Origin of the sequence: Neobacillus drentensis (assembly GCF_036965245.1) — a bacterium.
In the GTDB taxonomy this organism is placed as follows: Bacteria; Bacillota; Bacilli; order Bacillales; family Cytobacillaceae; genus Neobacillus; species Neobacillus drentensis_G.
In genome coordinates this window covers 81,996-107,074 of record NZ_JBALPG010000008.1, presented here as the reverse complement: position 1 = coordinate 107,074, position 25,079 = coordinate 81,996, and the positions used below count along the sequence as shown (strand labels likewise).

The 25,079-nt window shown below is 40.0% G+C and carries 19 protein-coding genes; 15 read left to right on the top strand and 4 right to left on the bottom strand.

Annotation, left to right across the window (positions count from 1 at the left end):
• The first annotated feature begins 33 nt into the window (after positions 1–33).
• From V7150_RS02235 to mglC, 12 genes are all read left to right on the top strand, one after another.
• Positions 34–2,280: an alpha-galactosidase gene (locus V7150_RS02235; protein WP_335513199.1), complete on the top strand. Its 2,247-nt coding sequence runs from the start codon at positions 34–36 to the stop codon at positions 2,278–2,280.
• 134 nt (positions 2,281–2,414) lie between these two features.
• Positions 2,415–3,596, top strand: coding sequence for a galactokinase (locus V7150_RS02230; protein ID WP_335513197.1), 1,182 nt, complete (start codon positions 2,415–2,417; stop codon positions 3,594–3,596).
• Positions 3,597–4,586 carry a UDP-glucose 4-epimerase GalE gene (gene galE / locus V7150_RS02225; RefSeq protein ID WP_335513195.1) on the top strand — a complete coding sequence of 330 codons (990 nt, stop codon included), beginning with the start codon at positions 3,597–3,599 and terminating at the stop codon, positions 4,584–4,586.
• Positions 4,587–4,592: 6 nt separating this feature from the next.
• Positions 4,593–6,077 (top strand): UDP-glucose--hexose-1-phosphate uridylyltransferase, encoded by a 1,485-nt coding sequence (gene galT, locus V7150_RS02220; RefSeq protein ID WP_335513193.1) that lies wholly within the window; start codon positions 4,593–4,595, stop codon positions 6,075–6,077.
• Between the two features lie 189 nt (positions 6,078–6,266).
• Positions 6,267–7,325, top strand: coding sequence for an aldose epimerase family protein (locus V7150_RS02215; RefSeq protein WP_335513191.1), 1,059 nt, complete (start codon positions 6,267–6,269; stop codon positions 7,323–7,325).
• A 4-nt stretch (positions 7,326–7,329) separates the two neighbouring features.
• Positions 7,330–8,319, top strand: a complete 990-nt coding sequence (locus V7150_RS02210) for a LacI family DNA-binding transcriptional regulator (RefSeq protein WP_335513189.1) — start codon at positions 7,330–7,332, stop codon at positions 8,317–8,319.
• Between the two features lie 346 nt (positions 8,320–8,665).
• Positions 8,666–9,667, top strand: coding sequence for a sugar-binding protein (locus V7150_RS02205; RefSeq protein WP_335513187.1), 1,002 nt, complete (start codon positions 8,666–8,668; stop codon positions 9,665–9,667).
• Positions 9,667–11,148: a sensor histidine kinase gene (locus V7150_RS02200; RefSeq protein ID WP_335513185.1), complete on the top strand. Its 1,482-nt coding sequence runs from the start codon at positions 9,667–9,669 to the stop codon at positions 11,146–11,148. Before V7150_RS02205 ends, V7150_RS02200 begins: the two co-directional genes overlap by 1 nt.
• Entirely contained in the window at positions 11,123–12,712 is a 1,590-nt protein-coding gene (locus V7150_RS02195; protein ID WP_335513183.1) for a helix-turn-helix domain-containing protein, read from the top strand. Before V7150_RS02200 ends, V7150_RS02195 begins: the two co-directional genes overlap by 26 nt.
• A 531-nt stretch (positions 12,713–13,243) precedes the next feature.
• Entirely contained in the window at positions 13,244–14,308 is a 1,065-nt protein-coding gene (gene mglB / locus V7150_RS02190; protein WP_335513181.1) for a galactose/glucose ABC transporter substrate-binding protein MglB, read from the top strand.
• A gap of 252 nt (positions 14,309–14,560) precedes the next feature.
• Positions 14,561–16,063 carry a galactose/methyl galactoside ABC transporter ATP-binding protein MglA gene (gene mglA, locus V7150_RS02185; RefSeq protein WP_335513179.1) on the top strand — a complete coding sequence of 501 codons (1,503 nt, stop codon included), beginning with the start codon at positions 14,561–14,563 and terminating at the stop codon, positions 16,061–16,063.
• A gap of 12 nt (positions 16,064–16,075) precedes the next feature.
• Positions 16,076–17,098, top strand: a complete 1,023-nt coding sequence (gene mglC / locus V7150_RS02180; RefSeq protein WP_283921539.1) for a galactose/methyl galactoside ABC transporter permease MglC — start codon at positions 16,076–16,078, stop codon at positions 17,096–17,098.
• A gap of 71 nt (positions 17,099–17,169) precedes the next feature.
• Here mglC and V7150_RS02175 read toward each other — a convergent pair whose 3' ends face one another.
• The 4 genes from V7150_RS02175 to V7150_RS02160 all read right to left on the bottom strand — a co-directional run bounded on the left by V7150_RS02175 (position 17,170) and on the right by V7150_RS02160 (position 20,404).
• Positions 17,170–17,997 (bottom strand): anti-sigma factor, encoded by an 828-nt coding sequence (locus V7150_RS02175; RefSeq protein ID WP_335513176.1) that lies wholly within the window; start codon positions 17,995–17,997, stop codon positions 17,170–17,172.
• Positions 17,987–18,571, bottom strand: coding sequence for an RNA polymerase sigma factor (locus tag V7150_RS02170; RefSeq protein ID WP_335513174.1), 585 nt, complete (start codon positions 18,569–18,571; stop codon positions 17,987–17,989). Before V7150_RS02170 ends, V7150_RS02175 begins: the two co-directional genes overlap by 11 nt.
• Positions 18,572–18,666: 95 nt before the next feature.
• Positions 18,667–19,179 (bottom strand): COG4315 family predicted lipoprotein, encoded by a 513-nt coding sequence (locus V7150_RS02165; RefSeq protein WP_335513172.1) that lies wholly within the window; start codon positions 19,177–19,179, stop codon positions 18,667–18,669.
• Positions 19,180–19,342: 163 nt separating this feature from the next.
• Entirely contained in the window at positions 19,343–20,404 is a 1,062-nt protein-coding gene (locus V7150_RS02160; RefSeq protein ID WP_335513170.1) for a YeiH family protein, read from the bottom strand.
• 135 nt (positions 20,405–20,539) lie between these two features.
• On the opposite strand from V7150_RS02160, the gene V7150_RS02155 reads away from it, so the two are divergent.
• The 3 genes from V7150_RS02155 (at position 20,540) to V7150_RS02145 (ending at position 24,874) form a co-directional block, all read left to right on the top strand.
• On the top strand, positions 20,540–21,445 hold the full coding sequence (locus V7150_RS02155) for a LysR family transcriptional regulator (protein WP_335513167.1): 906 nt from the start codon (positions 20,540–20,542) through the stop codon (positions 21,443–21,445).
• A 235-nt stretch (positions 21,446–21,680) separates the two neighbouring features.
• Positions 21,681–22,913, top strand: a complete 1,233-nt coding sequence (locus V7150_RS02150) for a Zn-dependent hydrolase (RefSeq protein ID WP_335513166.1) — start codon at positions 21,681–21,683, stop codon at positions 22,911–22,913.
• A 335-nt stretch (positions 22,914–23,248) separates the two neighbouring features.
• The gene (locus V7150_RS02145) at positions 23,249–24,874 is read left to right on the top strand and encodes an ATP-binding protein (RefSeq protein ID WP_335513164.1); all 1,626 of its coding nucleotides are present in this window, start codon (positions 23,249–23,251) and stop codon (positions 24,872–24,874) included.
• Positions 24,875–25,079: the final 205 nt, after the last annotated feature.

The following is a 25,079-nucleotide window of genomic DNA, read 5'->3' as shown; positions in this document are numbered from 1 at the left end:
ATTGATATCCAATTTGGAAAAAGGTGAAGTTTTATGCCAATTCATACAAATCTAGAAAAACAGCAATTTCATTTAACGAATGGTCAGGTAAGCTATATTTTTCATGTGATGAAAAATGGGCACTTGGGCCATCTCTATTATGGCAAAGCATTAAGGCATCGAAGTGATTTTTCCCATTTGCAAACGTATTATGTAGCAACACCCGCAAGCTGTCATGTTTATGAGGATGATCCTGCATTTAGTTTGGAAACGCTGCGTCAGGAATACCCTGCTTACGGAAACTCAGATTTCCGGGAACCTGCAATTTCTGTGGGAAAAGACAATGCACTAAATGTTCCTGATTTTAAATATGATTCTTTTAGAATCCTAGAAGGGAAGCCACGGCTTGAGGGTCTCCCCGCAACTTATACCGATAAGGCAAGTACCATCCAAATCCTTTTAAAGGATGAGTTCCTTCAGGCAGAACTGACTTTGAATTATACTATTTTTCAAGATAAACCTGTTATTACGAGAAGCGCTTCCTTGAAAAATTACGGCACTGAAAATTTAGTGATTGATCGAATGATGGGAGCATCTGTCGACTTTCCTGATAAGGATTTTATATTTACTCATTTATCAGGGTCTTGGTCCCGGGAGAGGCATGTGAAGGAGCGGAGGCTTGAGATGGGAAATCAGTCGATTTCAAGCCTGCGCGGTGCCAGCTCACACCATCATAATCCATTTTTGGCCTTAAAGAGACTGGAAGCAACGGAGCATACGGGTGAAGTGTTTGGCTTTAATTTTGTATATAGCAGTAACTTTATTATGCAGGTTGAAGTTGACCATTACGATACAGCCAGACTAACAGTTGGGATTCATCCATTCGGCTTCAAATGGAATTTATTGCCCCATGAAGCTTTCCAGACACCTGAAGTGGTCATGGTTTATTCGGATAAGGGGTTAAATGGGATGAGTCAGGCGTTTCATGCCCTCTATCGAGAAAATTTAATCCCAGCTCAATGGAGAAAAGCAAAGCGCCCTATATTAATAAATAACTGGGAAGCTACATACTTTGATTTTAATGAAGAGAAGCTTGTAAAAATTGCAAAGTCAGCCAGTGAACTAGGAATTGAATTGTTCGTCCTTGATGATGGCTGGTTTGGGAAAAGGAATGACGATACATCCTCACTCGGTGATTGGCATGTAGATTTAAATAAGCTTCCAAATGGGTTAGAAAGCTTAGCTAAGAAAATCTCCAATGTTGGAATGAAATTTGGTCTTTGGTTTGAGCCAGAGATGATTAGCCCTAACAGTGAGCTATATCGTGAGCACCCGGATTGGGCAGTGGGCACACCACATCAGCGGACATTTGGACGTAACCAGCTTGTACTAGATTTTTATAGACCTGAGATTGTCGATTATCTTTATGAAAAAATGTCCAATATCATTAAACTTACTAATCTTTCTTACATTAAATGGGATATGAATCGGAATATTACTGAAGCATTTTCGAGAAAATTAGCTCCAAATGAGCAAGGGGAATTTTTCCATCGCTATATTTTAGGAGTATATAGTCTTTACGAAAGGTTAACCAGTGAGTTTCCCCATGTCCTTTTTGAATCCTGTGCTGGCGGGGGAGGAAGATTTGATCCCGGAATGATGTATTATGCTCCACAAGCATGGACAAGTGATGATACGGATGCCATTGAAAGGCTGAAAATTCAATATGGAACATCATTCGCCTATCCGATTTATAGTATGGGATCGCATGTTTCGGCAGTCCCAAATCACCAAACATTACGGACAACTCCACTATTGACGAGGGCAAATACTGCTTATTTTGGTACATTTGGCTATGAATTGGATCCACTTACGTTATCAGAAGAAGAGCGGGAGGAAATTAAAGGGCAGATTGTTTTTTATAAAAACCACCGAAACTTAATTCGTGATGGTCAATTTTATAGACTATTGAGCCCATTTTCGAACAATGAAACAGCTTGGATGGTTGTTAGCCAAGACCAATCGGAAGCGTTGGTAGGATACTACAAGGTTTTGGCGACCCCAAATTCTCCGAAACAGCAAACATTACGGCTTAGGGGGTTAAATGAAGCTGCGTCCTATTCCGTGGCTAGAAGTAATCATGCCTATTATGGAGATGAACTAATGCAAGTAGGTCTTCAGCTTCCGATTGAGTTTAATGGTGTTAATGGCAAAAGTGCTGAGCGCGGCGGTGACTTTCAGTCACATGTTTTTTATTTGCGAAATATAGACATAGGTGAAAAAAACAAAAGGATGGAGTAATCTCCATTCTTTTTTAGTAAAATTTTTAGTAAAAATATTGAATAATTTTACTAAAGGGAGTAGAATTGTGTTAAATATAGTTATTCACTTTTCATGAAAATGAAAGGGATCACATTCACTGGAGGGATAATAAAATGAACGTTACAACGCTAATCACAACATTTAAAGAAAAATTTGGGACTACACCCGAACAAGCCTTCTTTGCCCCAGGCCGGATTAATTTAATCGGCGAACATACTGATTATAATGGAGGGCATGTGTTTCCATGTGCGATTACGTATGGAACATATGCGGTTGCGAGGAAGCGTGAGGATCAGCTCGTCCGCTTGTACTCTGTTAACTTCCCTGACACAGGGATTATTGAATTTCATTTAAATCAGCTAGATTACGATAAAGAACACAATTGGGCAAATTATCCGAAAGGGATGATTCGCTACATTCTCGAATCAGATTATGAAATTCCAACGGGCTTTGAGTGCGTCATTCATGGAAATATCCCTAACGGTGCAGGTCTTTCTTCCTCTGCTTCGATTGAATTATTAACAGGAGTTCTTGTTGATAGTTTGTTTGGATTAGAGATTCCACGGCTCGATGTCATTAAGCTTGGCAAGCAGGTGGAGAATCAATTCATCGGTGTCAACAGCGGCATTATGGATCAATTTGCAATTGGGATGGGAAAGAAAGATGCAGGGATATTACTAGATTGCCAGACTCTTAAATATGAATACGCACCGATTCAGCTGGAAAATCACAAAATTATTATTATGAATACAAACAAGCGCCGTGAATTGGCGGATTCAAAATACAATGAGCGCAGAAGCGAATGTGAGGAGGCGCTGGCCGAACTTCAGCAAAGACTGCCGATTGAAGCACTTGGACAGCTTTCAGAAGCCGAATTTGATGAAAATCAACATCTAATAACAAATGAAACGGTCCGTAAACGGGCAAAACATGCTGTCTATGAAAATAGAAGAACATTAAAAGCGTTGGAGAAATTGAGGGCTGGAAATCTAGAGGCATTTGGTCAATTAATGAATCAATCGCATATATCCTTACGTGATGATTATGAAGTTACCGGAATAGAACTTGATCGTTTAGTAGAAGCTGCATGGGAACAGCCTGGAGTGATAGGTGCGCGCATGACGGGAGCAGGATTTGGGGGCTGTGCCATCGCCATTGTAGCAAATGAAGAAGTTGAGAATTTTATTGCTAATGTTGGTGCGGCTTATCTTGATAAGATTGGTTATAAGGCTGATTTTTATGTTGCCAGTATTGGAGACGGTGCAAAAGAAATCGAAGTGGAGGCGGCTGTGTAAATGAGTATTCTAGTTTTAGGCGGTGCGGGTTATATCGGTTCGCATGCTGTTTATCAATTAATTGACCAAGGATTTCAGGTGGCAGTCATCGATAACTTTCAAACAGGACACCGTGATGCCGTACATCCACAGGCTGCATTTTATGAAGGTGATATTCGCAGCCATGAATTTATGCGGTCAGTATTTGAAAAAGAACAGATTGAAGCAATCTTGCATTTTGCCGCTAACTCACTCGTTGGTGAATCGATTCTTGAGCCGTTAAAATACTATGATAATAATGTGTACGGCACGCAAATTGTCCTCGAAATGATGAAGGAATTTGATGTTAAGCATATTGTGTTCTCTTCGACAGCGGCCGTTTATGGAGAGCAAAAGGTTGTACCGATTACTGAAGAGGCGGAAACAAAGCCAACAAATACGTATGGTGAAACAAAATTAACAATGGAAAAAATGATGGCCTGGTGTGAAAAGGCGTTCGGAATTAAATACGTTGCCCTTCGCTATTTTAATGTTGCTGGTGCAAGACAGGGCGGGAAGATTGGCGAAGACCATAATCCGGAAACACACTTAATTCCCGTTGTCTTGGAAGCGGCATTAGGAAAAAGGCCGGCAGTTAAGATATTTGGCGATGATTATGATACCTCTGACGGTACCTGTGTTCGTGATTATATCCATGTCGAGGACTTGATTGCGTCTCACCTATTAGCCCTAAAGTTTTTACAAAATGGCGGGGAAAGTCATTGTTTCAATCTCGGCAGCAGCCAGGGCTTCTCAGTAAAGGAGATTGTTGAGACGGCTAAAAAGGTAACAGGTATTGATATTCCAATCCAAATTGGAGAACGTCGTGCTGGCGATCCAAGTACACTTATTGCCTCGTCGGAAAAAGCAAAGCGTTTACTTGGCTGGAACCCATCGAGAACGTCGATTGAGCAAATCATCACCGATGCCTGGAACTGGCATCAACATCATCCAAATGGATATCAGAGGTGAAAAAGAATGATTAATCAATTAGTTCAACAATTGATAAAACAAGCGCTTGCTGCCCAATTAATCGAGCGGGAAGACGAAATATATGCAAGGAATCAAGTTCTGTCGCTGCTTCATTTAGCAGATTATAAGGAAGAAGCTGAGACTGAAAACACTCCCCAAGAGATCCCTGAGTTGCTAGAACAAATTGTTGACTATGCTTGTGAGCAAGGAATTATTGAAGACCTATTTGATGAGAAAGAAATTTTTTCAAGTAAAATCATGAATTGTTTTATCGCTAGACCTTCCAGTGTGAATCAGCTTTTTTATGAAAAATATAAACAGAATTCACAAGAGGCTACTCAGTACTTTTATGAGTTAAGTAAAAACAGTAACTACATCCAGATGAAGCGAATCCGTCAAAATATTGAATATAAGGTCGCCACGGAATACGGAGATTTGGACATTACGATTAATTTATCAAGGCCGGAAAAAGATCCGAAGAGTATCGCACTTGAGCGGGCAGCCCAAAAAACGGACTATCCAAAATGCCTGCTATGTATTGAAAATGAAGGGTATGCGGGTAGAATCGGTCATCCTGCCCGTTCGAATCATCGGATGGTCCGGGTGAATTTGTTGGATGAGAATTGGTATTTGCAATTTTCTCCATATGTCTACTATAACGAGCATTGTATCGTATTGTCGGAAAAACATACGGATATGAAAATCAGCCCAGCAACATTTGCGAGGCTTCTTTCCTTCGTAGAGAAATTTCCGCATTATTTTCTTGGTTCAAATGCCGATATTCCGATTGTGGGAGGCTCGATTTTATCACATGAACATTACCAAGGCGGGAATTATCAATTTGCGATGGCGAAGGCGGAGGATGACTGGACATTTACAATGAGTGGATTTCCTAATGTCGAATGTTCAGTTGTCAAATGGCCGATGTCAGTGATTCGTCTGCGCTCAGAAGAAGTTGGATCACTTACAGAAGCCGGGGCGTATATTTTAGCTAAATGGAAAAATTACAGCGATGAAACGGTCAACATTTTGGCTAAAACAGGTGAGACCCCTCACAATACGATTACACCTATTGCCCGTAAAAATGGGGATCTTTTCGAGTTAGACTTGGTTCTTCGCAACAACCGAACGAGCGACGAGCATCCACTTGGCATCTTCCATCCACATTCAGATGTTCATCATATCAAGAAAGAGAACATTGGCCTAATTGAGGTGATGGGGCTTGCTGTTTTACCGGCACGACTTAAGCGAGAGCTTGAAGAGGTAGAGAATTTCATCCTTGGGAAAACAGAGGTGGTCACTGACTATCATTTGAACTGGGCAGAAGAATTAAAAGCACGCTATCAGGCTGTTGTTGATGTATCCAATGTGGAGTCAATTGTTAGAGATGAAGTAGGGAAGAAGTTTTTGAGGGTATTAGAGGATGCTGGTGTGTTTAAACGGGATGAAGCAGGGACTACTGGATTCAGGCGGTTTATTCAAACATTATGATAAATTTCGGGGTGTGTATTCTCAATTATATCCATGACTTGTCGTAAGCGGTAAGAGATTTGTAGTAAAGTCTACGGAATATGTAGTAAGTGAACCGAAATTAGTTGTAATGAGCCTGAAATGTGTAGTAACGGTCCAAAAATTTGTTGTAATGCTCATAAAGCCCCCTAAAATATGGAGTGTGAGACGATGAAAATAATTGATAGATTAGTTGGAAGTCATGAAAATTCGCCTGTTATCGAATATTCCCTTATCAACGATTCAGGAATGACCGTATCTTTTCTTAATTACGGTTGTGTCATTACGAAGATTATCGTCCCTGACTGCCACGGAAACTTTGAAAATGTTGTACTTGGTTTTGACGAATTTAAGGACTATCTCGAATTCTCGCCTTACTTTGGAGCGGTAGTAGGCCGGGTGGCGGGAAGAATCAAAGATGCCAGGTTTGAATTGGACGGAAAAGAATACCTGCTCGCAGACAATGAGCATCCCAACCACTTACATGGCGGTAGAATAGGATTTAGTTCAGTGGTTTGGGAAGCGGAAAAAGTAAAGGAAGAGCAAGCTGTAGGTGTGAAGTTTTTTTATCATAGTCCAAATGGTGAAGAAGGATACCCTGGTAATTTGGACACGAACGTTACGTATCTTTTAAACAATAAAAATGAACTGATTATTACCTTTGAAGGGAAAACAGATCAAAAAACAGTAGTCAATTTAACCAATCATTCCTATTTTAATCTGAGCGGCAATTTAAAAAGGGATTGTTCAGAACATATTCTGCAGCTAAAGAGTGATCGCTTTTTAGAGTTGGGTCCTGATCTTATTCCAACTGGTCAAATGCTGGGTTCCAAGAATACCCCATTTGACTTTCAGCACGGCCGCAGGTTACAGGCCGGGATGAATTCGGCGCATCCGCAAAATGTGCTAGTTGGAAACGGTTATGATCATCCGCTTATTTTTACGAAAGAAGGAGAAAATCAGATTGTATTAAGTGATGAAGAAAGCGGTCGAACGTTATTGGTTACGACGGATCAGCCGTGTGTGGTCCTTTATACATCGAATCAATTAGAAGCACCTTTTTCAATTTCGGGCGTCCGGGCAAGAAATTACTTGGGAGTTTGCCTTGAAACACAAGGTTTTCCTGATGCCATTCATCATCCAGAGTTTCCGACTACCATTTTAGACCCAGAGGAAGTATACTATTCCACAACGAAGTATCGTTTCTTTGCTAACACATTAGGAGACTGATTTTATGGCTACGATTAAGGATATTGCACAATTAGCGGGGGTTTCAATTGCAACTGTATCCCGCGTGTTAAATTATGACACCACGCTTTCTGTCGGTGATGAGACGAAAAAAAGAATTTTTGAGGCTGCAGAAGAGCTGTCTTATAAGAAGAAACCAGTGCGAAAACAAGACTCAGTGAAAATAGCCCTGCTGCAGTGGTATACCGAAAAAGAAGAACTAGAGGACTTATACTATATGTCGATCCGCCTGGGAGTAGAAAATCGCTGCCGGCACCTTGGAGTCCATATGGTAAAGTACTTTCAGGACAACTATGAAGAGCTGAAGGATAATGAGATTCAAGGGCTCATCGCAATCGGAAAGTTCAGCAGTAAGCAAGTAAAAGAGCTGCTTTCAATTACCAAAAATATTGTTTTTGTTGACTCCTCTCCGGACGAAGAACGATTTGATTCGATTGTGATTGACTTTGAAAAGGCAACCGAAAAGGTGCTGCAGCATTTCATTAAAAAGAGTCATGAGGAAATTGGCTATATCGGCGGAAGAGAAGGCTTTAAAGACAAAACCTCAATTATTGAAGACCAAAGGGAACTGGCGTTCAAGAGCTATTTAGAAGAAAAAGGTTTATTAAACGAAGCGTTTATGTACAGTGGGACTTTTTCCGTGGATGATGGCCATTCTCTAATGAAAAAGGCAATTCAAGAACACGGTGACAACCTGCCTACCGCATTTTTTGCAGGGAATGATTCTATTGCCGTTGGTGCTCTTAGGGCCCTGTTGGAGGAAGGAATCTCAGTTCCAGAGCGGGTGAACATCATCGGAGTAAACGACATCAGCATTTCAAAATATGTGTTTCCATCCTTAAGCACGGTCAAGGTGTATACCGAACTTATGGGTGAAACCGCCGTTGATACACTATTGGAACGAATCGAAGGCAGAAAAACTGCAAAAAAAATCTTCATCGGAACCAAACTCATCCTAAGAAACAGCAGTTTCTAACCTCAGGACCCACCAACAAGATTGGTGGGTTTTTTGTAGGCGTGTGGACACCGTCTTTTTACGGTGCCTGACACCATTTTCATCATTTCCATAAAAACGACGTTGTTGAATTTTTGAATGTTCCGTATAATGTTTTTATCCCGTATTAGCGGGCAGTTAGAGCCCTCTTCTCAAGACTTTGATAATACAAAAAGGATAAAAGGGGATCAACTGTTCATAAATGTCCGATTAGTTTAATTAACAATCAGTGGGTGGTGGGAAAAAAACCCCACTGATTGTTAGTTGAATTTTAACTAGATTGGTAGCGGTTACATAGACTAGCGGGATAAAGGATTGGGGTTGTTTTATGGGCAGGTTATCTGTTATGGCGTATACGTTTGGTGCTTTATTTTTTGTTGTGAGTTGCTCATTTTCAATATTTTATGGTGTTAAGGTAGTGACCCATGATTTGCCTAGCGAAAAAAAAGCGCAGGAAAAGTACAACTATCATTTTGTTCTTGTTCCAGAAGAGCTTGATAATGAATATTGGCGTCTTGTGGAGAAAGGGGCTAAGGCGGCTGCTAAGGATTATGGGGTTATGCTTGAGTATGTGGGGCCAAAACAATCCAATATTGATGATCATTTAAAAGCGATTGAAATGTCAGCGGCCTCTAAAGTGGACGGAATCATGACACAAGGCTTGAGTGACGAGCAATTTACGCCATTAATAAATCGGGTTATTGAGAAGGGGATTCCTGTCATCACTGTCGATACCGATGCTTCCAATAGTAAACGGATGGCCTATATCGGAACTGATAATTATTATTCCGGGTATTTAGCGGGAAAAGCATTAATTGCCGATACAAAGGGAAAGGCAAATGTAGCTATTATTACGGGAAGTTTTTACAAGAACCATCAAATCCAACGGGTAAAGGGTTTTGAAGATGCGGTAAAAGCAGAAAGCGGCATCCAGATCATTGATGTGCAGGAATCAGATATTAGTAGAGTTCAAGCAGCTGAAAAGGCATATCAAATATTGCAGGAACACCCTGAAGTTAATGCGTTTTATGGAACAAGTGCCCTCGATGGGATTGGGATTGCTCAAGTGGTCCAGAAATATAAAAATAACGGCAATATCTATATCATGGCATTTGATACATTGCCGGAAACACTTACATATATTCAGAAAGGAATCATCAACGCCACCGTTGTTCAGGAGCCCTACGAAATGGGCTATGAAGCGGTGATCATGATGATTGATATAATTGAAGGAAAAAAAGTACCTTCCATAATTCACACGAATACAAAGATTTTGAAGGTAGGAGATTTACCGCCAAGTCACCCGGATAGAATGGAGGCAAGATATTGATGTTATTTCGAATCAGATCGAAGTTGCTCCTCTATTTTATTGTCCTTGTCGTGTTGTTGTCCTCCGTCGGGCTGATTTTTTACAACAGCAGTGAAAAACTTGTAAATGAATATGATGATAGCTTTGAGCGATTTTTGCTGTTAAATGATATCTCGCAAAGAACCAATTTAATTAGCGAAAAGCTTCACGCGTATATATTAGATAAGGAAGAATCTTATCTAAAAGACTATCGAAAAGAAAAGGTAAAGCTGATTAATGATCAAAAAAGACTTTATCAAGAAATGAGTACGAATGATATTACACTGATTAATTATAAAAATATGATTGATAGCTTTTTAGATGAGTGTGATGCAACAGTTGGTGCTTTTCAGAAGGACGAAATTAACCAATACTCGAATCATTTTAATGAAGTTTTGAAAATTTCCACATTCCTTCAAGAAAGTACACTGGCACTGTTGAACAATAAATTGACCGATTATCAAAAGTTCTATGATCAAATGGAACAGCAAAACCATTATTATAAGCTCATGTCGATTTCTCTGTTTACAGCGGCTTTTTTTCTTAGCACCTTGCTAGCGTTATGGATTTCCGGCGGGATTACGAAACCAATCAGTTTGTTATCCAAAGCGGCTAAGGAAATTTCATCAGGGAATTTAACAGGAGATGATATAAAAATCACGACAAAGGACGAATTAAAGCCTTTAACGGAAACATTTAACCAAATGCGGACAAATCTCAGACAGCTTGTAACGGAAATTAAACAGAAGTCGGAATTAGATAAGCTGTTAAAAGAGTTGGAGCTGCGTAGTCTGCAAAATCAAATTAATCCTCATTTTCTGTTCAATACATTGAATACGGTTTCAAAAATGGCATATTTAGAAGAAGCAGAAAATACATCGCGGTTGATTGAAGCGGTTGCGGCATTACTCCGTTATAACCTCGGAGATTTAAACAAAGCCTCTACGTTAAGAGAGGAAGTACGGATTGTGAAGGAGTATTTTTTTATCCAGCAAACAAGATTTGGAGAACGGATTCAATTTTTCAGCGAAATCGAGGACAGTTGTTTAGATATTGAAATACCGTGTTTAATTTTACAGCCGCTTGTTGAAAACGCCTTTATTCATGGGGTTGAATCGTATGAAGAAAATGGAGTGATCCGCCTCCATATTTATCGGCACCAAGACCGAGTGCATGTAGAAGTCATTGATAATGGGGATGGGATGGATGAGGCTGTCAAAAACAGACTGCTCACCTATGTTAATGGGACTGAAACGGAGGAAATATACGAACCCGAAAAATCAAAAGGTCACTCAACAGGCATTGGCGTAAAAAATGTGATTAGACGACTGCAGCTTTTTTACCAGCAGAATGACATTTTCGAAATAGAATCAGAGTTGACGAAGGGAACCAATTTTAGACTGACGATTCCTAATGTGGCAAAAGGAGGAAGCGAGCTTGTTGAAAATTCTCATTGTGGATGATGAAGTGCTTGAACGAAAAGCATTAACGAAAATTATTAACAGCTCATTAATGGACGTAAAGGTCATTGGTGAAGCCGCAAATGGAAGAAAAGCAATTGAAATGGCTGTCGAGTATAGACCGGATATTATTTTTATGGATATAAAAATGCCGGGCATTGACGGAGTCCAAGCGGTAAAAGAAATCAAAAAACTAAATTCCCTCATCCGATTTATTATGGTTTCTGCCTTTAATACGTTCGAATACGCCAAAGAAGTGATGCAGCAGGGGGTCAAGGAATACCTTTTAAAGCCTAGCAGCATACAAGATATTCTTGCCGCGGTGGGGCGAGTTTCAAGCGAAATTTTTGAGGAAAGAAAGCATCAAGAAGAACAGCAAAGTCTGAGAGAAAATTTAGACCGTGCCGTTTCGATTGCGCAAAAAGAGTGGGTTTCATCTCTATTAATGAATCAGGTGCAGGATATTACCTTTGAAGAATGGAGCAAGCTGTTAGGGGTAGAAATTACTTCAGGGTATATTATGTTGTTTACTTTACAACAGCTTGGTCCATCCGAACTCGCTGCAAGCGAAAAACAAAACTGGTATACCTGGTTGAAGGATACCCTAAAAGCCGTTGTAAAAAAGCATGAAATCATGATTGGGCCGGTAACGGACACCCAGGTGCCGGTTTTATTTCTTTGCAAAAAGGTAACAGAAAAAACACATTTTAAAACAAACGCACAAACGATTCTTGAGAGCTTGATTAGTTTTTTCAATAAGGAAAGTTTCAGAGGAGAATTAAGGATTGGGATTGGCCATCCGTACAGCCAGGCCCATGAACTGAATAAGTCTTATCATGAAGCGGTTATGGCCCTCGAGCAGATTCTAAGAATGCCTAATCGGAGATATTTATTCTGCGACAAGCTTGGAACTGCCTTTGAAGTCCCTGTTGAATCAGGTTTTATGGAGGTTGAGAAAAAGCTGTTAGATGCTGTAAGGCAAGGAGATGTCAATCAAGTCCTGTTTATTTTTGATTCGTTTGTCACAAAGCTCGAATCGAACAAGACGATCAAACCATCATGGGTGAAAAAATCATTCGATGAATTGTTTATTCTCCTATCCCGCATGCTTCACGATCTAGGTATCAATTATGAACGGATTCCGGCAATCGACGAGTCTGATGATATCTGGCTTATTTTTGAAAAAGGGAAAACGCATCTGCTTGCGGTCGTTCAGCATGTACAGGCGTGGCGGAATAATCATGCTAAGGGAATGCTGCAAAAGGCAAAGGAATATATCGAAATTCATTATGCCGAATCTATTACATTGGAGTCAGCAGCCGAATATGTCGAGCTCAGTCCCTATTATTTTAGTAAATTATTTAAAGACCGGTTTGGCTTGACGTTTATTGATTACTTGACAGAAATAAGAATCAAGCATGCCAAAGCGGAAATAGTGAATCAAGGAAAAAGCCTAAAGGAAATTTGCTATTCAGTAGGTTATAAAGACCCAAACTATTTTAGCCGCGTGTTCAAAAAGGCAACCGGCCTGTCCCCAACGGAGTATCGTAAAGTAACGGTAAGCTAAAAAATAAGATCAATCCAAAGATTGGTCTTATTTTTTTGTGGAAAGAACTTCGGTAGTTGTCTAGCGCCAGCGCCTAGGGGCTCGGGGTCATAAGCCAATCAGTCAAGAAGGTTAAAGAGCAACCTTCTCGCCTGCTTGTCTTATGCCTGGCTACAGAAAGCTATCGCTTTCTGTACGCATTAAGGGAGACTAATCTCTGGCTTCGCTTTGCTTGCCAGTCGATAATTCTCCCTGTATCGCCCCTGGACAAGGCGCTTCCGCTTTTCTATTTGTCTAGCTCCAGCGCACAGCGACTAGTGGCAATCCCGCTCCTCCCTACGATAAGTCAACATCGAATCGCTTCCACATTTCCGTTTGCAATCGATTGCAAAATAATCTAGATATTCGCAAATATGTGCTATAGATTTGAACTATTGCATCGTTTGTCCTAATGCTACCATAGGTGTAAGGGCTTACATAAAGACTGTGTTAAGTGTCGCTTACAGCAGCTTACCATAGTCTTTATTAAAAAAGAAAAAGGAGAATGATTACATGCTTAAGAAGAAAAAAGGGTTAATTCTATCTTTAACAGTTGTATCTAGTATTCTATTAGCGGCAGGCTGCAGCAGTTCAACCGGCGGATCTGGAGATTCTACAAAAGGCAAAGACGGCGATCTTCCTGCAGTAGGAGCAACCATCTATAAGTTTGACGACAACTTCATGAGCTATGTACGCCGTGCAATGGAGAAGGAAGCAAAAGATAAAGTAAAACTTATGTTGAATGACTCGCAAAACGACCAGGCAAAACAAATTGAGCAAGTGGATACGTTAATTGCAAAAGGGGCAAAATCACTGGCAATTAACCTTGTGGATCCAAAAGCTGCACAAACGATTATTGATAAAGCGAAGCCAAAGAATATCCCGGTTATCTTCTTTAACAAAGAGCCGGATGCGAGCGTTTTAAAAGGCTATGAAAAAGCTTACTATGTTGGAACAACATCTTCAGAATCAGGTGTACTTCAAGGTGAATTAATCGCGAAAGCTTGGGAAGCAAACAAAGATAAATATGACAAAAATAAAGATGGCAAACTTCAATACGTATTATTAAAAGGTGAGCCAGGACACCCAGATGCTGAAGCACGTACGAAATTTGCAATTGATACTGTAAAACAAAAAGGGATCCAAGTAGAAGAGTTGGCAATGGATACTGCTATGTGGGATGCCACGAAAGCTACTGAAAAAATGGATGCTTGGTTAGCAAAATACAGTGACAAAATTGAATTTGTCATTGCAAACAACGATGGTATGGCACTAGGTGCGATTGCTTCGCTTGAAAAATCAGGGTATTTCTCTGGTGACAAGTATATGCCAGTAGTAGGTGTGGATGCGATTCCAGAAGCGCTTGAAATGATTGAAAAAGGAAAAATGGTTGGTTCTATTTTAAATGATGCGAAAAACCAAGGTAAAGCTACCATCGATCTTGCTACAAATGCAGCAAAAGGTAAAGACGTATTAGACGGAACTTCTTGGAAGCTTGACGATAAGAAAGCCGTTCGGGTTCCTTACGTTGAAGTAACAAAAGATAATATTCAAGTTGGTAAGGATGCATATAAATAAGAAAAGCGGAAGCGCCATGGAGAAGAACTAGAGAATAAGAAGTTTTAGTAGAAGCGCCTGTCCGGGGACAGCCAAATGTTTACCCCCAAGGCGCTCCTCGAACGAAGTAAAAGATGCTCCTTTTCCTTCGTTCGGGGCATTGCTTCTTTGGAAGCAGGACAACGATTTAATAGAAAAAATTTTTCAGAATAGATATGAGACTTACTTTTAAAGTCTCATATTTTTTAAATGCTTAAGCGAGGAGGTTCGCTAATGTCTGAAGCTAGTACAACCAATTTACTTGAAATGCAAAATATAACCAAACGATTTCCCGGCGTTATCGCGCTTAATAATGTTTCACTCAAAGTTAAGGCTGGATCTGTACATGCCTTAATGGGCGAAAATGGTGCAGGAAAGTCAACATTAATGAAGTGCTTGTTCGGAATTTATTCGATGGATGAAGGGAAAATTCTTTTTGAAGGAAAAGAAGTAGCATTTGCTAATTCCAAGCAGGCACTTGAAAATGGTGTTTCCATGGTTCATCAGGAATTGAACCAGGTACGGCAGCGTAATGTTATGGATAATATTTGGCTCGGCCGTTATCCGAAAAAAGGCGTCTTCATTGATGAGAAGAAAATGTATGAGGACACTAAGGCTATATTCAAGGGTCTCGATATTAATATTGACCCGCGCAGTAAGGTTAGCAGCTTATCCGTTTCTGAGATGCAGATGGTGGAAATTGCAAAAGCTGTCTCGTACGGTTCAAAAATCATCGTAATGGACGAACCAACTTCATCATTAACTGAAAATGAAGTGAACCATCTATTCACCATCATTCGAAGACTGCAGAGCGATAACGTTGCAATCATCTATATCTCGCACAAAATGGAGGAAATATTGAAAATTTCCGATGAAGTGACAATTATGCGTGACGGTCAATATATTGCGACGAAAAGTGCGGAGGAATTAACCACAGATGAAATCATCAAGCTCATGGTCGGCCGTGATTTGTCACAGCGCTTTCCGGCAAAAAGCAACAAGCCGGGAGATGTGATTCTGAAAGTTTCTAATTTAACTGCTGAGACGCAGCCTTCTTTTTCTGAAGTGAACTTCGAGCTGAGGAAAGGTGAAATTTTAGGAATCGCCGGTCTCGTTGGTTCTAAGCGAACGGAAGTGCTGGAATCGATATTTGGGATGAGAGCGTTAAAAGCTGGAACGATTGAATTAAACGGCAAGGTTGTAAAAAATCATTCTCCACAGCATGCCATCAAAAACGGTTTTGCTCTTGTAACGGAAGAAAGAAGATCAACCGGTATTTTTCCAGAGTTAAGTATAAGCTTCAACTCGATTATTTCCAACATGGCTCAATACCGTAAAGGCCCATTCCTATCAGACAGTAAGGTCAAGGAAGATACGCAGTGGGTGATTGATTCCATGAAGGTGAAAACACCTACGCAAAAAACATCCATTGGAAGTCTTTCAGGCGGTAACCAGCAAAAGGTTATTATTGGGCGCTGGCTCCTGACAAAACCGGATATTTTATTGCTTGATGAACCAACACGGGGAATTGATGTTGGAGCAAAGTTTGAAATCTATCAACTTATTAACCAATTAGCAGCAGACGGGAAAGGCATTATCATGATATCTTCCGAAATGCCAGAGCTTTTAGGGGTTACAGATAGAATTTTAGTAATGAGTAATGGAAAAGCAGCTGGAATCGTTGATACCTCTACGACATCTCAAGAAGAAATCATGCGATTAGCAGCTTTGTATTAGGAGGCGGTTGAAATGAATACGCAGGCATCAAAAAAATCGAATGTATCAAAGTGGCTTGTTGATAATGTTATTTATGTAGTTTTAGTCCTTCTCGTTATCGGGATTGTCATTGCTTCTCCTGACTTCTTATCGATGACGAACTTAATAAATATTTTAAGTCAATCATCCTCCCGGATCATTATTGCACTTGGGGTTGCCGGGATCTTAATTACAGCAGGTACAGACCTTTCAGCCGGCCGGATGGTCGGACTTTCAGCTGTTATTTCAGCATCTATGCTCCAGGCTGGGGATTATGCGTATAAAATGTATCCAAACTTGCCTGAATTACCGCTTTTTGTGCCGATTTTACTAGCAATGGCTGCAACAGGTTTAATCGCAGCAATAAACGGTGTGGTTGTTTCAAAATTTCACGTTCCGCCGTTCATTGCGACATTAGGTATGATGATTGGTGTATACGGACTGACTTCAATTTACTTTGACCGTCCGCCATATGGTGCACAGCCAATCGGCGGTTTAAGTGAAAAATTTACTACCTTTGCACAGCGTGGTATCAAAATTGGTTCATATGAATTCCCTTATCTTATTCTTTATGCCATTATTGTATCTCTCATTATTTGGGTCATTTGGAATAAAACTCAGCTTGGTAAAAACATGTATGCAATCGGCGGAAACCCAGAAGCAGCTAAGGTTTCAGGTGTTAACGTCGCTAGAAATCTCATTATCATCTACACTATTGCCGGTCTTCTTTACGGCTTAACGGGCACTCTAGAAGCGGGACGTGTCGGCAGTGCAACGAACAACACGGGTAATATGTACGAATTAGACGCGATTGCAGCCTGCGTAGTCGGTGGTGTATCCTTATCAGGTGGGATTGGAACTGTTCCGGGGGTTATCACAGGGGTATTAATATTCCAAGTAATCAACTATGGGCTAGCATTCCTAGGCGTAAGCCCGTACATCCAATTCATTGTAAAAGGCCTAATCATCATCGTCGCCGTCGCATTCGACATGCGCAAACACGCTAAGAAAAAATAAGTAACTGGGTGTCAGGCACCACCATTGGACAATATCCAATGACGATGCCTGACACCCTTATTTAGAAAGCTTTAAGAAGTCCCCAGAACTTTTTGCCCCTGGGGCTGTGTGTTGTTTGGAGTTGGTTCAAGCGTAATCCCTATGTCATCAAAGGAGAGGTCCTTTGGCAGGCGGCTAGTGATTATGCCGTTACCATTTGGATCAGGCTTTAGTGTGCCGGCACTTTGCCGATTGCCATTCTTTAAGAGCCATACTTGATATACTTCCTCATCTTTCGTACTTGGCAACTTAGATAAATCAATGACAAGGACGGTGTCACGGCCTTCCTCAAGAAGGTAGGCGCTTCCGCTTGCCGAAGCGGCTAAATTCACCCCTTTTAAATCAAATGTCCGGACAATTTGCGTTTGAGAACTCGCTTTGTTTTCTAATACCACTATGTTTTCCTTCAAATGGAGGTTAATCCAGAAAAGCCCGATTAGTCCTAATAGTAAAACGGCTGTTATGCCCGTAGATAACGGTGAAAATTGTCTTCCTAGAAATGCTTTTAATCCATCAAGATAACTACGCTTTTTTAACTCTCCTTCTTGAACCTGTAAAGTAGCCACATTTTCAGCTGTCTTAGCTTGAGCCAGTGATGATCCCTTATTTTCAGTCCCCTTAGCTTGAACTGATTCTGTCGAGTTTTCTTGAAAAATAAAGTCCATGACCTCAGCTTTTAATGATTCAGGAACATCCATTTCTTCGACATCATAAGAAAGCATCTGCCATGTCTCCTTTAAAGAATTTACTTCTTTCCGGCAATGTTTACATGTTATTAGATGTTGTTCAAATTGTGCCATTTCATCTACCGATAGCTCACCAATGATATATAAAGATAGGTTTTCGCATTTATTTTCCATGCGGAACACCTCCAATTTCTTTACTGAAATAATTACGAAGTATTTTTAATGTTTGATGCAGCCGGCTTTTAATGGTACCAAGCGGTTTTTGTTCCATTTTAGCAATTTCACTTAAGGAATAGCCTTCCCAGTACAATAAATTGATTAGGCGCTGCTGCGGTTCAGAGAGATGCTGCTTAGCTTCCTGGATTTGTTGTTTTAATAGATTTCTTGAAACTTGCTGTGGTACATCTTCTGTTTCCTGATCCTCCATTTGCCACCATTCGTTAAGTTCCAGCTGTACCATCCCCGGCTGTTTTTGTTCCTTTCGAATTATATCAATGGCGATGTTTCGGGTAATGGTGAGAATCCAGTTTGCAAATTTGCCTTGCAGCGGGTTGTAAATCCTTGTTGTTGTCCAAAGTCGGAGAAAAACTTGTTGGACAATTTCTTTGGTTTTCTCTCTATCACCTTTTGTTAATTTAAAGGAGAAGCTGTAGACAAGCTTTACATAGCGATCATATAGTTCTTCAAGCGCCGGTCGATGTTTTTGGTTAATTAATGCAATCAGTTCCTCGTCCGTTTTCGATTTCACTGCCGAATTCTCTCCCTTATGAAATAGTTTTATTAAGTATAAACTATAGTAAACAGAAAAAAGAACTGCCAAAAGTGCAGTCCTTTCGTATCATATTATGGTGCAAAAGTTGTTTCACTGTTAACGATGAACCAAACGTCTTTAACCCCTTGTCCGTTCACATCCCCAATTGCTTGATCTTTAACAAAGTAGTACAGCGGGTAGCCTTTATAGGTTGTTTGTTGTTTGCCCGTGTCATCGCGGGTAATAGTACCGAAGTCGTCTTTGTTAAAGCCTTCTGGAACCTCAAAATTATCAGTATAGAAGGCCGGCCAGTTTTGCAGACATTCACCGCTGCAGTTAGAAGTATTTGGCTTATCGTTTTTGAAGTAGTAAATTGCCTTACCGTCAGCATCAGCAAGATATTTTCCAATCTTTTCATTTTCCTTTAATTTTAGGGCTGACACTGGATCATTAGAGGATTCTTCTGTTTGAACATCTCCTGATTCCTTTGACACTTCTTCCGTTTGGTCATTTGCCTTTGCATCTTCTGCTTTTTCTTTAGAACTGCAGCCAACAAGCAGTACTCCTGTTAAAAGAAATAAGAATAACCAATTCCATTTTTTCATGATATAAATCCTCCTTAGCTGATCTTTTCAATAAAGGTAACGAAGGAGGAGTAAAAACGGTTCGATAAAAAAATAATTATTTTTATTAAATTCATCTGAGGCTTGGAAGCTAATAATCGTAATATTTACCCGTATTTCTCAAGCCTTTAAACTAATAAAGCTTTTAAGCAATAAAAAATGTTACAACAGAAAGAACGACAGACGTAATCAACATCGCAATTAGCGGCCGGGCTGCTTTCGTACGGAGATCACGTAAGCTTACATTCAATCCGAGACCAACCATTGCTGTTGTCAAAATAAAGGTGGTCGCAGTTGAAATCCCATCTAAGGCTGCTTTCGTAACTGGAATCGATTTGCCGAGTACATAACTTCCAAACAAACTCATTAAAATAAAACCGATAAGAAACCAGGGAAATTCAATTTTCGTATCTCCTGCACTCCCAGAACTTTTCCTTTTTACCCAATACATTAGAATAAAGCATAGTGGAACAAGGAGCAGAACCCGGCCTAATTTTGCCAGCAAGGCAATCGCTAAACCATCTGGACCCGCTGGGGCTCCTGCTAAGGCGACATGGGCAATCTCGTGAAGGCTGATCCCGCTCCAGATTCCATATTCAATCGCTGTTAGCGGAAGGAAAGGGCGCAGGATTGTATAGATAATCGAAAAAATCGTCCCTACCAGTGCAATAATTCCTACTCCAATAGCGGTATCTTCATCCTTTGCTTTAATGATCGGCGAGACGGCTGCAATTGCTGCTGCTCCGCAGACTCCTGTCCCAACTCCAACGAGCAGGGTGAGGGATGATTCTGCTTTCAGCAATTTTCCAAGCCATACAGTAAATAATATGGCAAAGGCAATGACGCCTACATCACGTGCAAGCAGTCCCAGTCCTTGATGAAGTACAATATCAATATTAAGTTTTAAACCGTATAAAATAATTGCAAAACGTAATAGACGTTTCGAAGAAAATTGAATCCCGGCGCGTATTTTTTCAGGATAACCGAAAAATTGCCGATAAATGACTGCGATCACAATAGCACAAGCGAGCGGTCCAACATGATCAAAGCCAGGGACTTTTGATAATACGTAACCGAATGCCGCTATGACAACGGTAAAAGCAATCCCTCCTAACCATAACCCTATGGAATGCTTTGGTTCAGGTTTTTTTTGCTGATGTTCGGACTGCTCGTTCAAGGATAGAGTTTTAGCACTCTGGCTCCCCATTTATATCACCTCAGTTTATTTTCTATCCTTAGAATACTCCTGATTCGTGCATAAGAAAAATAAAGATATATAATAGGGATGATAAGTAAATTCATATAAATAAAACAGATTAATGAAATTAATGGGGGCAAAATGATGGATCAACATTTAGAGGTGTTTGTAAAGGTCGTGGAAAAAGAGAATTTTTCTAAAGCGGCAGAGGAGCTGCACATGACACAGCCGGCGGTCAGTCAGTATATCAGAACCCTGGAAGAATCTATAGGTACGAGGCTGCTTGAGAGGAGCAATAAGTATGTGCGCCTCAATAAGGCCGGAGAGATTGTTTACCATCATGCAAAAGAAATTTTAGCACTTTATACAAAAATGCAGTCATTAGTTGACGACCTGTCAAATAAGGCGAGCGGGCCGATTGCGATTGGCGCGAGCTACACATTTGGAGAATATATCCTTCCGCATATTATTGCCAGAATGCAGGTGCAATACCCTCTCATCAGTCCATCCATTAAGATCCAAAATACAAAGGAAATCATTGAGCTTGTAAAAATGCATCAGTTAGATATTGGCATCATTGAAGGATTTTTTAAAGAAAATACCTTAAATTCAGAGGTAGTGTCCGAAGACAAAATGGTTATCGTTGCTCCGCCCGGTCATCATTTATTGACCGAGAAACGGGAAAAAAGTATTTCTGATTTAGCGGAAGAAACTTGGATCCTAAGGGAAGAAGGCTCCGGTACAAGGGAGGCTGCAGATAATCTTTTTCGAATGTATGATTTTACCCCGAAAAAAATCATGGAATTTGGAAGCATCCAGCTGATTAAGGAATCTGTAGAAGCGGGTCTAGGGATAAGTCTATTATCCCACTGGGCGATAGAGAAGGAACTTGTCAATGGCTATATCAGAATGATTGATGTGAAGGGGCTGCCTTTTAAACGGCATTTTTCAATATTAACTCATACTTCCTATCAAACAAAAGCTTTAAAGACATTGATTGAAACATTAAAAGGGTACTTAGCAAGTGAAGTCATACAAACTATCAAATAATTGGCCTGAAAGATTATATGTTTTGTCTAATGACAGCAAGTGGATGTATTGTATAATTAAAATAACTGAATATTTTTGCAAATAAAACAATAAGATTATCATAGGAATGGGACGGCTTACGTAATGAAAGACCGTTGCAGTTATAGTAAACAGAATTTCCGCTTTTCTGCTCCATGAGATTTATAACTCACATAAAAATGTTCTTAATCTCATTTTTAAGAGGGAGTGTTTTATCATGCAAAAACAAAAACTAATGATCAATGGGGAAAGATTGAAGCAGGAATTGGAACGCTTTGCTGATTTTGGCCGGACAGAAAACAATGGGATCACACGCTTGTCCTTATCAGAGGAAGATATTCGCGTAAGGGATTACTTCCGTGCTTGCTGTGAAGAATTAGGCTTATTGGTTAAGATGGATGATATAGGCTGTATGTACACCACACTAGAAGGCACCGAGAATAAACCATCTATTTTAATCGGATCTCATTTGGATTCGGTAAAAAAGGGCGGCCGATTTGATGGAGTTTTAGGCGTCGTAACCGGATTAGAAGTAGTCAGAACGATAATAGAAAATAACATCAAGCCGCGAATTTCTATTACGATTGTGAATTTTACTAATGAAGAAGGTGCTAGATTCGAGCCTTCGATGATGGCATCAGGAGTTCTTTCCGGTAAATTTGATAAGTCTGTCATGCTAAAAAAGATAGATTCAGAGGGTGTGACCTTTCAGGAGGCACTAATAGCCAGTGGGTACGAAGGGGAGGTTGAGAATCGGTTAAAAGAGGCGGCCGCCTTTTTAGAAATGCATATTGAACAAGGGCCAATTTTAGAAAAGGAAGCGTTTTCAATCGGTGTTGTTGAATGTGTGGTAGGAATGGCCTGCTATGAAATTGAAGTAACGGGGGAATCGGATCACGCCGGTACCACTCCGATGAATATGAGAAAAGACGCCTTGTTTGCGACTAATAGCTTAATCAACGAAATTCGCCGCCACTTAAGCACATTGGATAATGAATTGGTCTTCACCATCGGAAGAGTGAACGTGTATCCGAGTATCCATACAGTTATTCCAAATAAGGTTGTGTTTACGCTAGAAGCACGACACAAGGACATGGAAATCGTTAACGCTGTTAAAGATTTCATTCAAAGCCTTCCGCATTTAGGAGTCAACGAGGGCTGCGAGGTCAAAATGACAAAATTATGGGAACGGGACACAGTATGGTTTGACCCGGAAATCTGTAAGCTATTGGAACGATCTGCTGAATCGCTGGGGTATTCTAATAAAAGAATGGTCAGCGGTGCCGGTCATGACGCGCAATTTATTGCCAGCTATGTTCCGACTGCGATGCTTTTTGTCCCTAGTATTAACGGGAAAAGCCATTGCGAAGAAGAACTTACGAGCTGGGAAGATTGTGAAAAAGGGGTAAATGTTATTTTAGATACTGTTCTTACCTTGCTATCAAAATAAATTAACGTTCTAAAGTTGGGAAATAGAATGAAATGAACCAGCGAGGAGTACATCCATGTGCTCCTCGCTGGTTTATTTTTCTGATAGGATAGCAGTTTATCGTAAAACCAGCATTAGCATTACGATAAACAGGCAATTTTCTAAGTCAGAATTTTTGTTGATAAATATGGATTCGCTATAAATGTTCAAATTTCTCAAATAATTGGGGGGATAGTCCCACTCGAAATGGACCACAGTATCAATAAAAAGAATGCTTTCATTATGGAAATAGTAATAACTCTAGTTTAAGATAAGAGAGAATATGGCAATTTATACAAAGTATGGGTGGGAGTCAGTTGATTCATTTAGACTACATTATTAATCTCTCGATTTTTTCACTAATGGTAAGTATGCCGTTAGTCATCCGGTCATTTATCAATCTTAAACCATTGAAACATGTACATTTATGGGTCGGATTATATGGTGGAATTGTTTCCGTAATCCTTGTATCGTTTTCCTTCCAGCAAAACGGGTATTCCTATGACATTCGCTATGCACCAGTTATTCTGTTATTTTCCTATTTTGGACCCGTGCCTGGATTAATTACAGGGATATTTGCCTTGACCTCAAGACTGTTATCAAGTGGTCAATGGGCCCCTGCTATTATTGGCTGGACCATTCTCATGACTGTATTTTCTCTCGTCCACTGGTTTACAAAACGTCTTACCTCCGTAAAAAAATGTTTCATTCTTTTTGGATCATTTCTATTAATCTATGCAATTATTGTATCAATCATTTTCAATATATTTAGAGATAAACCTTTCTTTCATCTTCAATATCTATTGTTTGTGATGATAGGTGTAATCATTGGTGTATTACTTATTGAGTCATATATGAAGCTGTATCGATTATATAATCGGTTGTCAGACATGTACAAGATGGTGGAGGCTAGTGAATCAAAGTACCGCCTCATCGCTGAGAACACGTCAGACCTTATAATGGTGATGGATAAAGAGCAGTCGATTAGTTATTTCTCTCCTTCGCATGAGCTTGTTTTAGGATTCCAATGCTGTGAAATGGAAAAGTTTGAATTATGTAAGTTTATTCATTCTGACGACATCACGAATTTTCAAAATACAATTATGAACATGTTTAAAAATAAAGAGTCACAATCGATGGAATTCCGATTAAAACACAAGGACAACCGCTGGATTGAATTTGAGTCTCGCTGCATGCCTGTTAAGGGAGAAAAAGAAGCAATCGAGAAAATAGTGATTATCAGCCGAGATATCTCTGAACGGAAAAAATCCGAAGAAATTCTTTTACAATCTGAAAAGCTTTCAATTGTCGGGGAATTAGCTGCAGGAGTGGCCCATGAAATCCGTAATCCTCTTACAACCATTAAAGGATTTGTTCAACTATATAAAACGGAAAATAGTTCGATTGAATATAATGATTTACTCTTAAGTGAATTAGAGCGGATTGAAACCATTACAAGTGAACTTCTCACATTAGGGAAACCTCAAGCAGTCCAGTTGATCCGGACAAATGTAAGAGAATTAATTGAAAATACACTCGAGTTACTATCTCCTCAGGCTCTTATGAACAATATTCAATTTAATCTAAAGTTTGAGGAGTCGCCATTTATTATTACAGGTGAGAAGAATCAATTAAAGCAGGTTTTCCTTAATATTTTTAAGAACGCAATAGAAGCAATGCCGAAGGGCGGGGACATACATATTAACCTCCAAAAAGGTTTGGCAGACGAGTGCATTATTTCAGTCCAAGATCAAGGCTGTGGCATTCCTGAGGAACTTCTCCCTCGTTTAGGTGAGCCTTTTTATAGTTTAAAAGAAAAGGGAACAGGACTCGGCATCATGATCTGCCATAAAATCCTTAAACAACACCATGGCAGCATCACCTATAAAAGTAAGATTAAAGAAGGAACCTTAGTCGAAATAAAACTACCATTGGTAAGTTGAGAATAGTCGTATAGGTGTTAGGCACCGCTCGTGGACAGTGTCCACGGACGGTGCCTGACACCATTTTTTTCTTGGAATAGAACTAGTTATGGTGTCATATTTATAGCATATCAAACGTTTGATGGGTTAAAGTGGCAAAGTGTTCAGAACAATCGAAATTCCGACTTGACTGATAGGATTGTGTGTATTAAAATTTTCAATAAAT